Raw genomic sequence first — 13,337 nt, 5'->3', positions numbered from 1 at the left:
GAAGGGGTATACCGTTGCAGAGGAGTCGGGTACTGAGCAGAGGATTATGGGCGGGGTTGGCTTGTGTGGTGGGATTTATCGCGCTGTTGTGCCTGGTGCCCCCAGTGAGCCGGGATGCCCTGGTGCATCACCTGGCGGTGCCCAAGCTCTATCTTAAAGCCGGGGGCATGGTGGAGATCCCCACCATGGAGTGGGCGTACTATCCCATGAACCTGGATGTGCTTTACTGGGCAAGCCTGGCCCTGGGCAGCGACATCCTGCCCAAGTTTATCCATTTTGCCTTTGGCCTGGGCACGGCTGTGCTCTTGTACCGGTACCTGCGCAAGGTCCTGGGCGGCCCCTGGGGGCTGGCCGGGGCTTTTTTGTTTTTGACCACGCCTGTCATCATGAAGCTCTCCACAACGGTGTACGTGGACCTGGGGCTGGCTTTTTTCTCCCTGGCGGCGACCCTGGCTCTTTTTCGGTGCCGTGAAAACGGTTTTGCCGGGTGGAAGGGGGTGGCCTGGGCCGGGGTGCTCTGCGGCCTTGGGCTGGGGGTGAAGTACAACGGGCTGCTGGTGCTCATGATCCTGTCTGCCCTGGTATCCCTGATGGTGAGCCGAACCGTGCCCAAGGAGGCGCACCGGGATGTCAGGGCCATCGGTCTTGCCGCCCTGTTTGTGGTGGCGGCCCTGCTGGCCTACGCGCCCACGGGGATTCGCAACACGGTGTGGACGGGCAACCCCATCTACCCCCTGTACAACGGCACGGTGCAGAAGGTGAGGAAGGCTCTGTTTGAGCCTCCGCCAAAGGCCCCGGTGACGGCTGTGAAGGCCTCTGCCTCGCCGAAGGAAAAGGGGCCTGGGCGCATGCACCCGCTTCAGGTGCGGCGGCTGATCTATGACGAATCCTCCCTGGACCTGGCCCTGCTGCCCGTGAGGCTTTTTTTTCAGGGACAGGATGGCAACTCTCGGCTCTTTGACGGGCGGTTTTCGCCCTTGCTCTTTCTCTTTGCCCCCCTGGTTCTTTTCTGGCGACGCATGCCCGATGCCTGGCGCAGCGATGTGGGTTGCCTCCTGTTTATCTCCTGGATCTATATCGGCCTGGCCATCTGCCTGACGGCGGTGAGGGTGCGGTACCTGGTACCTGTGGTGCCTCACCTGGTGCTGCTGGCCGTGTACGGTCTGAAGCTTTCGATGGATACCCTGGGGCAGACGATGCGGCCCATGGTGCGACGGGTGGGGCTGGCCTGCCTGGCCCTGTTTGTGGCCTACGGCCTCTTTGTGAACGGAGCCTACGCCGCCTACCTGTACCGCTACGTCAATCCCCTGCCCTATCTGGCGGGGGAGGTGGACCGGGACAGCTATGTGGCTCGGTACCGCGTGGAACATGATGCCTTTCGGTTCGTCAATCAGGCCCTGGTCCCGACGGACCTGCTCTATTTTATCTACCTGGGAAAGCGTGGCTATTACTGCGATATCTCCTATGTGCCGGACAGCGGGGGGCATTTGAGAGGGTTGTTGAACCGGGGGACGGCCCTTCGGTCCGCCGATGAGATGGCGGACTATCTGAAGGCAAAAGGGATCACTCACCTCGTGATCAACATGTCCATTGTCTGGCCCCACCTCACGGAAGACGGACGGCCTGGTGAAGCTGAGGGCTTTGACCGGTTTCTGAAGACCAGGACCCGGCTGCTGTACCAGAGTCGGGGGGTGTATGTGTTTGCGTTGAAACCTTAGACATGAATAATCTCCATCTCCGAACCTGAAAGAACGGCCAGCCCCCAGGCCTCCACCGCATCCACGATCTTGTCCAGACGGGAGTTGATGAGGCGGGCGTCGTTGCCCACGATGGTGACGCCCACCTCGGCGCTCTGATGGAGGTCGTTCAGGCCCGTTTCTGCGGCAGCAGCATCAAACTGGCTCCGGATGCGGCCGACAATGCCCTTCACCACCTTTCGTTTCTCCTTGAGGCTGGTAACCCCGAACAGCTGAAACTGCAATTTCAGTACGCCCACAACCATGGCGGCCTCCCTTGGGTTTGTGCTGGTGGGTGTGCGTTCTTTTCCTTTTTCCTCACTGGTCATTGGGTACCACAGCCCGCCTTTCAATCCAAAGAAAAATCATTGACAGATAAGGGTTTATCACTGTATTCGAATGTGGTGATATTAACTGACAACGGAGCAAACGGATGAAAGAGATGGCTTCCCTGTTGCGGATCGTGGCCGATGAAACCCGGCTTCGCGTGCTGCGGCTCCTGTCTGAGACCCCTTTGAACGTCACCGAGCTGACGACGATTCTCGGACTGGCCCAGTCCGGGGTCTCCAAGCAGGTGGGGACCCTCAAGAAAGCCGGGCTGGTGCGGGAGCGCCGGGAAGGGCTGAAAACCTTCTATCGCCTCTCGGAAGAGGGCGAGGTGCCGGAAGAGGGGCGCCCCCTCTGGGCCCTGCTCATGGACCGGGTCCGCAGCACCGAGGACAGCCGCCACGACCTGGTGCGCCTGGCCGACGTGCTGAAAGCGCGGGAGGGTGGCACCCCCGGACTCCACGAGCGGCTCCTGGCCCCTGGAGAGTCCTGGCACGCCTGGTCCCGCATGATCATGACCCTTTTGCCTGCCATGGAACGTGCCGTGGACCTGGGGTGCGGCGGCGGAATCCTCACCGCGGAACTGGCCCGGGCCTGCGACGAGGTGGTGGGCGTGGATATCAGCGGTTCGGCCCTTTCCGCGGCACGGGCCCATGCCGAGCGCGTCGGGCTTACCAATGTGCGGTTCGTGGAAGGGGACATGACGACCCTGGACCTGCCGGACAGCTGCTGCGACGTGGCTGTCCTCTCCCAGACCCTCCACCACCTGCCCGACCCCATGGTGGGCCTCCAGGTGGCGGCACGGCTTCTCAAAGCCGGGGGACGCCTGATCCTCATGGAGCTTCTGCCCCACGATGAGGCCTGGGTCACGGATAAGCTGGGCCACCTCCACCTGGGGTTCGCCGCCACCGACCTGGAGTCCATGATGGAAGAGGCCGGTTTTCGGATCACCTCCCTGGAGACCCTCCCTCCCTCACGCAGCGAACGCTTCCGGGCCGTTCAAGCCTGTGCCGTGTGGCAATGAGTGGCAGGAAAAGCTTGCCTCCGGCGGCCAGGGGATAAATCCCCTGGACCCCAGGATCGCACATGCTCCGTCCCTTCGTTCCTCAGGGACGGAGCATGTGCTGATGGATTTGGGAATCTGAGAAAAGCCGGTACACGATGGCACTCGAATAGATTGAAATGACGCTTAAAACCTGTTTGTCAAACTATTTAAAAGTTTGGCCCCCGGCAGGGCCGCCGGAGGCAAACGCTTTTCGGTTTTACAGATTTTATGGATACGATTTACATACGAAGGTGTGATTGACGATGACGAAGCACGAAGAATTTTTGCGGTATGTGAAGGACAACGTGGTGTTCCTGGACGGCGCCATGGGGACCATGATTCAGCAGTTGGGGCTCACCCCTGCGGATTTCGGGGGGGAGTCGTATGTGATGCTGAGCGACCTGCTCAGTTTTTCCCGGCCCGATGATTTGATGGACATTCACCTGCAGTATCTGCGGGCCGGGGCCCATGCCATTGAGACCAACACCTTTGGTGCCAGCGCCCTGCGCCTTGAGGAGTACGATTTCACGGATCTCGACACCACGGCGTTTCGCGGCGTGCCCGAGGGTGTGGACCTGGCTTCCCTCTCCTCCCATGAGATGGCACGGGAGATGAGCCTTGCGGCAGCGGCCGTGGCCCGTCGGGCGGTGGATGCCCACAAGGCCGATGCCGATTACGACGGCCGTCCCCTGTACGTGGTGGGGTCCATCGGACCGTCCAACTACGTGCTCTCTCCCACGGACGCCGACCTCAAGCGGGGCACCTGGGAGCTCATTGAGGAGAACTTTTTCCACCAGGTCACGGCCCTCATCGACGGCGGGGTGGACATCCTCCTGCTGGAGACCCAACAGGATATCCTGGAGCTGAAAGCGGCCGTGTCCGGGGCCAAGAAGGCCATGGACGAAAAAGGCGTTCGCCTGCCCCTCATGGCCCAGGTGACGGTGAACGAATTCTCCCGCATGCAGATCTTCAACACGGAGATCGTGGCAGCCTCCACCACCCTGGCCGCCTGCGGTGTGGATGTCTTCGGCATCAACTGCTCCATCGGCCCGGACCTGATGGAACCCACCATCAAGAAGCTGTCCGAGACCCAGGACATTCCCATCTCCGTGCTTCCCAACGCGGGCATGCCCGAGTCCGAGTTCGGCCGCACCGTTTATAAGCTGGGGCCGGATCTCTTTGCAGATCAGCTGGAAAAATTCGTCACCCGGTACGGGGTGAACATGGTGGGGGGATGCTGCGGCACCAGCCCGGACCACATCCGTGCCGTCTCCGAGCGGCTCAAGGGCGTGGCCCCTGCGCGACGGCAGCCCGATGGCCTCCTGCGCCTCTCCGGGCCCCAGGAGAGCGTGGCCATCGAGGAGGGAGAGTTCCTGCGCATCGGCGAGCGGCTCAACGTGCGCGGCTCCAAAAAGGTACGGGACGCCGTGGAGAGCGAAGGCCCCATGGACGTGGATGCCCTGGCCGAGGTGGTGCGTGAGCAGATTGAAGATCTGGGGACTTCGGTTCTTGATGTCTGCATGGACTCCAACGTGGTGGACACCGCCGAGGTACTGCCCGAGGTGATCCAGGCCATGACCGGCGACTTCCGGGGCGTCATGAGCATTGACTCCTTTGACCCCGAGGCCCTGGCAGAAGGGGTGAAGGCCTATCCGGGCCGTCCCCTGATCAACTCCATCTCCATGGAGAGCGTGGAAGGCGGCATCAGCAAAGCCGAACAGATTTTGAAAACCACGGCCTTTCACTCGCCCCTGTACATCGGCCTCTGCGCCGACGATACCGGCCCGGCCCAGAAGGCGGACGAAAAGGTGCGCATTGCCAAGGCCATGGCCGATGTGTGCGGCACCTACGGAATTGCTCCCCGCCAGCTCTTTGTGGACATCAACGCCTTTCCCATCGGCTCTGAGTCCGAAGAGGGGCTCAACTTCGCCATGGAGTCCCTCAACTCTATCCCGAAGATCAAGGCCCTGGCACCCGGTCTCAAGACCACCATCGGGGTGAGCAACCTCACCAACGGCCTGGCCAAGAAGCCCTACATGCGCATGGTGCTGACCTCCGTCTTCCTGGACGAAGGCAAAAAGCTCGGTCTGGACGCGGCCATCGTCAACCCCAACCACTATGTGCCCGTGGAGAGCATCGACAAAAAGGACTACGACCTGGCCCTTGCCATCATCCTCAAGCGGGACATGGACGCCTATGCCGAGTTGGAAGAGGTGGCCGAAGCCAAGAGTGGCCTGCGCAAGGTGAAGAAGAAGAACTATGACGACCTGCCCGCAGACGAGGCGGTGTGTGAGCGCATCAAGGACGGGGTTCGCGAAGCCCGGCCCGGCACCCTGGAGGTTCGCGGCGCTGAGTTCGCCTACAAGGATGCCGTGGTGGTCCAGGCCGCCGAGGCCCTGAAGACCATCGAGCCCATCGACTTCATCTCCGGCCACCTCATGGCGGCCATGGAGGAGCTGGGGGCCCGGTTCGCCCGGGGCGAGGTCTCCCTGCCCCACCTGCTCAAGTCCGCCGACGTCATGAAGCAGGTGATGACCTACATCGAAGCGGTTCTGGGCACCTCCGAAGGGGGCGCGGTATCCTACAAAGGAACCCTGGTGTTGGGCACCGTGTTCCAGGATGTTCACAGCATTGGCAAGGACCTCACCCGCACCTTGCTGGAAAACTACGGCTACCGGGTCATCGACCTGGGGGTCCAGGTGCCCCTGGCGGATTTCATCGAGACGGCCAAGCGGGAGAAGGCCGACGCCATCGGCATGAGCTCCCTTCTGGTCCAGACCGCCGGCCACATGATCACCGTGGCGGCCATGGCCAAAGATGCCGGGCTGGATCTTCCCATTCTCATCGGGGGCGCTCCCGTGAACATGAAGCACGCGGCCTCCGTGGCCATGGCAGGGGACGAGAACCCCGAGGCCATGAGGAAAGACGTCTTCTACTGCGACTCCTCCATGACCTGCGTCAACGTCATGGAGCACCTCTGCTCCGATGATCGCGACGCCTTTATCGAGGCCAACGGCGAGGCCCTCAAAGCCGCCCTGGGCGGAAAGCCCAAGGCAGCACCCGAAGAGCTGCCCGCCCTGGGGATCTCCTTTGAAGGGCTCAGCGACTCCATCTGCCACGGCACCATCACCTTTTCACCCAGGGTGGAGGACATTCCCCTCAACCGAAAATCCCTGCTGGCCCTGAACTGGCGGGAGGGCAGCCGCAGCAAGCGCCTGGAACGTGGACTCACCGACGAGGCCGCCGATGCCGAGATCGATGCCTGGATCAAGGACGCCGGCGAGAACGGCTGGGTGGTGCCCAAGGGGCGTGTGGCCCTCTACCCCTGCAACAGTGAGGGCGACGACCTCATCGTCTACGACCCTGACGCCCACGACGTGGAGCTCTGCCGCATTCCCATGCCCCCCATGGCCGTGGACGGCAAAAAGGTGAGCCTGGCCCGCTACTTCCGCCCCGTGGGAGACGGCGTTACCGACGTGGTGGGTTTCCAGATGGCCACCGCCGGAAAGGCCTCAGCCTCCCAGGTGAACGCCTTTCAGGAAGCCAACGAATCCGCCTCCGCCCACCTCCTCCAGGGCGTGGCCGACCGCGTGGCCGAAGACTTCGCCGCCCTGCTCAATGAGCGGGTCAAGAAGATGGCAGGCTTTTCCAACGGGAACGGCAAGCGCTTCAGCCCCGGCTACCCCGGTGTGAACATCGAAGCCAACCGCCAGATCTTCGACCTGCTGGGAGGCGAAAGCCTCGGCGCCGTCCTTACCGACGCCGGGGGCTTCTACCCCACCAGCTCCACCGCCGCCATCGTGTGCTTCCACCCTGAGGTGAAGTATTTCTAAGGGCGAAAGAGCCTTGCCTCCGGCGGGCAGGGGATAAATCCCCTGCACCCCAGGTTCGCAAAAGCACCGCCCCTTCGTACCTCAGGGGCGGTGCTTTTGCTGACGGGCTGCGCCCGTGATCAGCGGTGTGGCGTTATCTTGTTGATGGATTCTTTCTCTTCCTTTCTTCTCATCTCGTTTTTCCATTATTTTTTTCCGCCGAATAGATTCAAGGTCTACCGTAAGAGCTTAATCAGTGTGGCGTGTTTATCAATAACGTGCACCCAGCTATTGGTTTGTGCATATAATGTATGTATAATTTAACCCATGGAAATCACATGGGACCCTGATAAGGCTGCGTTGAATGTGATCAAGCACGGTGTCCGGTTTTCTGATGCTGAGGCAGCGCTGTGGGATGTCCATGCGCTGACCCTCGATGAGCAGGTTCATGCCGGAGAAAAACGGCATGTCACGCTTGGCATGTCGATGACAGGTGTCCTGGTGGTTGTCGTGTATATGTATCGCGGAGAGCGCATACGCATTATTTCGGCTCGAAAAGCGACAAAGCACGAGAGGAAAAGTTATGGAAAAGGAATATGATTTTACAAAGGGGAAGAGGGGGGCCGTGGTTCGGCAACCCGGCAAGACCCGGATCACCATCTATCTTGACAATGATGTGATTGATGCCTTCAGGGCAAAGGCTGAGTCGTCGGGCCAGGGGTACCAGACCTTGATTAACGATGCCCTGAGGCGGGAGTTGGCTCTTGCGGATGCGCCGTTGACGGAGGCACGGCTTCGTGAGGTGATCCGTGAAGAGTTGAGTGGTTATGGGGAGGAGTCGTGATGGTATCTCCTCTGTGCGAGCCCCATTACGGTTTTCGGCAGGATTATTTCTGGCTGGTGTGATGGATGGGCCTCGACCCTTGATGCGCAAGGGGTCGGCAATGAACGAAAAAAGCAGCCGCCGTTTCCAGTGTCAATCGCCTTGACAACAGTCGGTTCAGGTACCACATTGTAGGGGTTTCACGATGCGTTCCGCATCTTGGAACCCCTTTGTTTTTGGTTTGAAAACACCAGCGAAAAGCCAATCCTAAGGATTTGCCTGTTACGGGCGTAGCCCGTCAGCGAATGTGACGTGGGCGAGGAACGAGCCCACGGAGCATTCGCGAACCTGGGGTGCAGGGGATCATCCCCTGCCCGCCGGAGGCTTTTTGGGTTTTTGCTGTTTTACAGTTGAAGGTGGTGACGGACGATGGACGAGACAATGGATACCAAAGGTGTGGAGCTGGACGCGGTGCTTGTGAAGGGTGCCCGGGAGCACAACCTCAAGAATATAGACATAGCCATCCCCAAGAAGAAGCTGGTGGTGGTGACCGGGGTGTCGGGCTCGGGCAAATCGAGCCTGGCATTTGATACGATTTATGCCGAGGGGCAGCGTCGGTACGTGGAGTCGCTCTCTGCGTATGCCCGCCAGTTCATCGGCCAGATGGAAAAGCCCAAGTACGAAACCATAAGGGGCCTTTCTCCCACCATCTCCATCGAGCAGAAGGCGGCGAGCAAGAACCCGCGCTCCACGGTGGGGACCATCACGGAGATTTACGACTACCTGCGCGTGCTCTTTGCCCGTGTGGGGGAGCAGCACTGCATCAAGTGCGGGAACAAAGTGGGCCGGGGCGATGCCGAGTCCATGGTGAAGCAGATTCTCGAACTTCCCCCTGCCACGAAGATCCTGATCCTGGCTCCCTTGGTGGAGAACCGCAAGGGGGAGCACAAGGACCTCTTTGAGCAGCTGCGCAACGATGGCTTCGGCCGTGTGCGCATCGACGGGGTGGTCCATGAACTGGAAGACGTCCAGGGCCTGGCCAAGAGCAAAAAACACAACATCGAGGTGGTGGTGGACCGCCTGGCCATCAAGAAGGGCGAGGAGTTCCGCAAGCGCCTTACGGACTCGGTGGAGACGGCCCTGAAGAGTGGCAGCGGGGAGATCATCCTTCATGTGGTGGGCCGGGAGGACATCCGCATGAGCGAGGCGCGATCCTGCTGCGGCATCGCCTACCCCGAGCCCGAACCCTCCCTCTTCTCCTTCAACTCTCCCCTGGGCATGTGCCCGGAGTGCAACGGCATCGGCACCCACCTCGTCATGGACGAGGAGAAGATCGTGCCCGATCCCTCCCTGACCATCCGCCAGGGAGCGGTGGTGCCCTGGAAGAACTACTTCCTGAAACAGGAGGACCTGGGCTCCGGGGGCTGGGGCGTGAGCCAGCTTCTGGCCATGGAAGAGCAGTGGGGCATCGACTTCGACACCCCCTGGGAGCAGATGGACCTCTGGATGAAGGAGATCATCCTCTTCGGCTCCAACGGCAAGACCCTGGTGGTGGACTGGAATTCCAAGTCCGTGAAAGGGGAGGTAACCACCTCCTTTGAAGGGCTGGTCCATGAGATGATGCGCCGCTACCACCAGAGCCACTCCGAGCGCCGCAAGAAGTGGTACGCCTCCTTCATGAGCTCCAAGCAGTGCCGGAGCTGCGAGGGCCGCAGGCTCAAGCCCGAGGTGCTGAACATCCTCATCGACGGGGTCTCCATCATCGACGTCACGGCCATGACCATCACCCAGGCCCACGATTTTATCAAGGACCTGGACCTGTCGGGCAACCGCCGGGTCATCGCCGAAGAGCTGGTCAAAGAGATCGGGGACCGTCTGGGTTTTCTGGTGAACGTGGGCCTTGATTACCTTACCCTGGACCGCAGCGGGCCTACCCTTTCAGGCGGCGAGTCCCAGCGGATCCGCCTGGCCTCCCAGGTGGGCTCCGAGCTCACCGGGGTGCTCTACATCCTGGACGAGCCCTCCATCGGCCTGCACCAGCGGGACAACGTCAAGCTCTTGAAGACCCTCTGCCACCTGCGGGACATCGGCAACAGCCTCATCGTGGTGGAGCACGACCAGGAGACCATCGAGTGCGCGGACTGGGTGGTGGACATGGGCCCCGGCGCCGGGCATCTCGGCGGGCAGGTGGTGGCCGAGGGCACCCCGGGTTCCCTCATGGACCAGCCCCACTCCCTCACCGGGGATTACCTGTCGGGCAGGCGCGCCATCGAGGTGCCGGAGACGAGGCGCCCCGTGAAGAAGAAGGGCCACCCCATGGTGGTGGTGAAGGGGGCCGTGGAGAACAACCTCAAGGGGGATGACGTGGCCGTTCCCCTGGGGCTCTTTGTGGCGGTGACCGGGGTCTCCGGTGCCGGAAAATCCACCCTCATCAATCAGATCCTCTACCCGGCCCTCTCCCGCCGTCTCAACGGGGGCACCATGCAGGTGGGGCGCCACAAGAAGATCGAGGGGCTGGAGCACCTGGACAAGGTGATCAACATCGACCAGCGGCCCATCGGCCGCACCCCGCGAAGCAACCCGGCCACCTACACCAAGGTGTTCGACCATATCCGGGATCTCTTTGCCATGCTCCCCGAGTCCCAGGCCCGGGGGTACAAAAAGGGGCGCTACTCTTTTAACGTCAAGGGCGGGCGCTGTGAGACCTGCTGCGGGGATGGTTTCCTCAAGGTTGAGATGCACTTTCTGGCCGATGTCTACGTCCCCTGCGAGAGCTGCAAGGGCAAGCGGTTCAACGAAGCCACCCTGGAGATCAAGTACAACGGCCATTCCATCAGCGATGTCCTGGATCTTTCCGTGCGACAGGCCCGGGATCTTTTCGAGAACCATCCCAAGATCACGGCCATCCTGGACACCCTGCTGGACGTGGGGCTCGGTTACATCAAGCTGGGGCAGGCCGCCACTACCCTCTCAGGGGGTGAGGCCCAGCGCATCAAGCTGGCCCGGGAGCTCTCCAAGCGAAGCACCGGCCGGACCCTCTATATCTTGGACGAGCCCACCACCGGCCTTCACTTCGAGGACGTGCGTAAGCTCCTGGAGGTGCTCCAGCGGCTTACCGAAGGGGGCAACACCGTGCTGGTCATCGAGCACAACCTCGACGTGATCAAGAGCGCCGACTGGATCGTGGACATGGGGCCCGACGGCGGTGAAGGCGGCGGGTGCGTGGTGGTGGCGGGCACCCCCGAACAGGTGGCTGCCTCCGGAAAAGGGTACACCGCGCCTTTTCTGGCCGACATGCTCCATGTGGACGGTCTGAAGAAGCTTGCCAACTGAGGCATGGGCCGGTGACGTAACCTGTTTTGCCGGGGTTTCAGCAGGTTGCCTGCGATAAAGACTGACGGCGGCGCCTGAGACGGGGGGCCGCCGTTTCCCCTGGTCACGGTGTTGCGGGGATGAAAAACCGGGTCTTGCAGCGTCGGTCGTGGTATACTTTATATCATATGACTTGAGGCGCGTGCCCCACGCCCCCCCTGTAACCACCTGAAACAGGGCGCGTATCTCCGCAGCAGAGCCCTTCCCCGGATTGACAAGACAGGGCTGTTTCAGTATCATGAACGGCTTGATATTGGGCGCGGAGGGGCGATTGAAGGGCATCCATGCTCCACCGCAGACCATGCATCGCGAGTGCACAGCAATCCGCCCAGGGGATGGCAACACCACCCCCGCACCGAGGGAGGAGACCTGTACTGATGGCCTCGCAGACTCATGGATCAAGCCATTCTCTCCTGTCGGGAGGGGCGGTAACAGGTAAGGCGTAGGGTGGTGCGAGGCGCTATTTCACGTCGGCTAATTACAACGCATCATTAATTGGCGCTCAGAACCACGGGGTTGTTGACATGGAATCAGAAAACAGAAACCGCATCGGGGTGGCCTCACTCTTTGATGCGGAAGAGATAAAAGAGTACTTCAATACCTTTTTTATTCTTCTCTCGGGTATTGAATTCGTCATTTTTGTGGCGCACTTCATCGGCTCCATCGGCCCGGAAAGCGGCCCCTTCCCCTGGAAGCAATACTTCTTCGTCTCCTTCATCGCCCCCCTCGTCATGGTGTTCCTCATCGGCCTTGTGGTCATCGGCTTCAATTTCTATCTTTTCGGCAATGCCCCGGACATGGAACCGGAAGAGGGGGCAGACGGCGAGGAGGAGGGACGCGGGCGCGGAAACCTGGGGCGCACCTTTCAGAGCTTTGTCTCTGTGATCCATCAGCTCCCGGCTTTGGCGGGCATCTTCATCCTCGGGCTCGGCTCGGTGGTGCTCTACAAGCTCGACGTGATCCTGGCTACCATCGGCCATGTGGGGGAGCGCACCGCCTACTACCTCTTCATCGGCCTGGGCGCCCTGGTGGCCGGAACCCTCATCTTTCTTCTCTTCTGGCTTTTCTGGAAATTCAAGCTGCAGAAATACCAGATGGAGCAGCGGTGGAACTACCGCAACCGGGTGATGGAGAAGACCGGCCTGATTATCCTGGACAACAACACGGTGATCAACGAAGAGGGCAAGGTGCTGGTGACCGACGAGAGCCTTAAGCAGATTGAAGGCGATATCATCGATGAGAAGCTGCTTCCGGAGTTCGAGGACGTGGAAGAGCGCATCTCCCAATAAGACTATTTTTATAAGCAGGTTCATGGAACAGACCGACTACTACGCCACCCTCGACGTCGCCAAGGACGCCGACGCGAACACCATCCGCGATGCCTATCGAAAGCTCGCGTTGATTCATCATCCCGACCGCAACCGGAACAACCCCGAGGCTGCGGAGAAGATGAAAGCTGTCAACGAAGCTTACGCCGTCCTCTCCGACCCGGACAAGCGGCGCAATTACGACGCCATGCGCAGTTCCTACGGCTCCGGTGCCGCCCATCGCTTCCGCCAGGATTATACCGATCAGGATATCTTCAAGGGCACGGACATCCACGCCATTTTCGAGGAGCTGGCCAAGGATTTCGGGTTTCGTGGGGGCGATGCCATCTTCAAGGAATTTTACGGCAGCGGCTGGAAATCCTTCCATGCCTCACGGCCCGGGTTTTTCATGAAGGGCTCTTTTTTCAGGTCCTCGGGGGGCGGTGACCCCCGGAGCGTGGGTGAAAAAGGCGGTGGCGGGTTTTTAGGCGGACAGGCCGCCTCCCTTTTGGGCTCCCTTCTCTCCAAGGGTTCCAAAAAGGGCGGGGACGTCATGGACACCATCACCATCGAAAAAGCCCTGGCGGCCTCCGGCGGCCCTTTTGCCTACTTTCACAAGGCCCGGGGAAAGAAACTGGTGGTGAAGATTCCCCCCGGTGTGCGGGAAGGACAGAAGATTCGACTCACCGGCATGGGAAAAGAGGGCAAAGGGGGCGGGCGACCCGGGAACCTCTACCTCAAAGTGGTCTACCGGAAAAATCTCTGGGAGCGCATCGTCAGCCTGGTAGGGGCGGTGGGGCGCTTCGGCAACTCTAAATAGCAACAGTTTTAAGGTTTTTTCGGTCAGGGTGGATCAAAGGCATAACCCCTGCTTGACAAGGGGGACGGTGTTCTGGTAACACATTTGTTCATGAA

At 60.7% G+C, this 13,337-nt stretch carries 9 protein-coding genes; 8 read left to right on the top strand and 1 reads right to left on the bottom strand.

Going from position 1 to position 13,337, the window contains the following annotated elements; all coding sequences use genetic code 11:
* The first annotated feature begins 65 nt into the window (after positions 1 to 65).
* Positions 66 to 1,718 (top strand): ArnT family glycosyltransferase, encoded by a 1,653-nt coding sequence (locus ACOYW0_RS10430; protein WP_482418389.1) that lies wholly within the window; start codon positions 66 to 68, stop codon positions 1,716 to 1,718.
* Here ACOYW0_RS10430 and ACOYW0_RS10425 read toward each other — a convergent pair.
* Positions 1,715 to 2,002 carry a DUF503 domain-containing protein gene (locus tag ACOYW0_RS10425; protein WP_180137812.1) on the bottom strand — a complete coding sequence of 96 codons (288 nt, stop codon included), beginning with the start codon at positions 2,000 to 2,002 and terminating at the stop codon, positions 1,715 to 1,717. The genes ACOYW0_RS10430 and ACOYW0_RS10425 overlap by 4 nt on opposite strands.
* A gap of 167 nt (positions 2,003 to 2,169) precedes the next feature.
* On the opposite strand from ACOYW0_RS10425, the gene ACOYW0_RS10420 reads away from it, so the two are divergent.
* The 7 genes from ACOYW0_RS10420 to ACOYW0_RS10390 all read left to right on the top strand — a co-directional run bounded on the left by ACOYW0_RS10420 (position 2,170) and on the right by ACOYW0_RS10390 (position 13,242).
* Complete coding sequence (locus ACOYW0_RS10420; protein ID WP_482418388.1) at positions 2,170 to 3,087, top strand: ArsR/SmtB family transcription factor; 918 nt, start codon at positions 2,170 to 2,172, stop codon at positions 3,085 to 3,087.
* Between the two features lie 284 nt (positions 3,088 to 3,371).
* The gene (locus ACOYW0_RS10415; RefSeq protein ID WP_482418387.1) at positions 3,372 to 6,941 is read left to right on the top strand and encodes a homocysteine S-methyltransferase family protein; all 3,570 of its coding nucleotides are present in this window, start codon (positions 3,372 to 3,374) and stop codon (positions 6,939 to 6,941) included.
* A gap of 306 nt (positions 6,942 to 7,247) precedes the next feature.
* Positions 7,248 to 7,520, top strand: coding sequence for a BrnT family toxin (locus tag ACOYW0_RS10410; RefSeq protein WP_482418386.1), 273 nt, complete (start codon positions 7,248 to 7,250; stop codon positions 7,518 to 7,520).
* Positions 7,504 to 7,764, top strand: coding sequence for a BrnA antitoxin family protein (locus ACOYW0_RS10405; protein WP_482418385.1), 261 nt, complete (start codon positions 7,504 to 7,506; stop codon positions 7,762 to 7,764). The genes ACOYW0_RS10410 and ACOYW0_RS10405 overlap by 17 nt, the downstream gene beginning before the upstream one ends.
* 420 nt (positions 7,765 to 8,184) lie before the next feature.
* Positions 8,185 to 11,076 carry an excinuclease ABC subunit UvrA gene (uvrA, locus tag ACOYW0_RS10400; RefSeq protein WP_482418384.1) on the top strand — a complete coding sequence of 964 codons (2,892 nt, stop codon included), beginning with the start codon at positions 8,185 to 8,187 and terminating at the stop codon, positions 11,074 to 11,076.
* A gap of 563 nt (positions 11,077 to 11,639) precedes the next feature.
* Positions 11,640 to 12,404, top strand: coding sequence for a hypothetical protein (locus ACOYW0_RS10395; RefSeq protein WP_482418383.1), 765 nt, complete (start codon positions 11,640 to 11,642; stop codon positions 12,402 to 12,404).
* 22 nt (positions 12,405 to 12,426) lie between these two features.
* Positions 12,427 to 13,242, top strand: a complete 816-nt coding sequence (locus ACOYW0_RS10390; protein ID WP_482418382.1) for a DnaJ domain-containing protein — start codon at positions 12,427 to 12,429, stop codon at positions 13,240 to 13,242.
* The last annotated feature ends 95 nt before the right edge of the window (positions 13,243 to 13,337 follow it).

It is taken from the genome of Desulfoluna sp. HI9BLuna (assembly GCF_056829775.1).
Note: the sequence above shows the minus strand (reverse complement) of the source record. Positions and strands in the feature narration are given on the sequence as shown.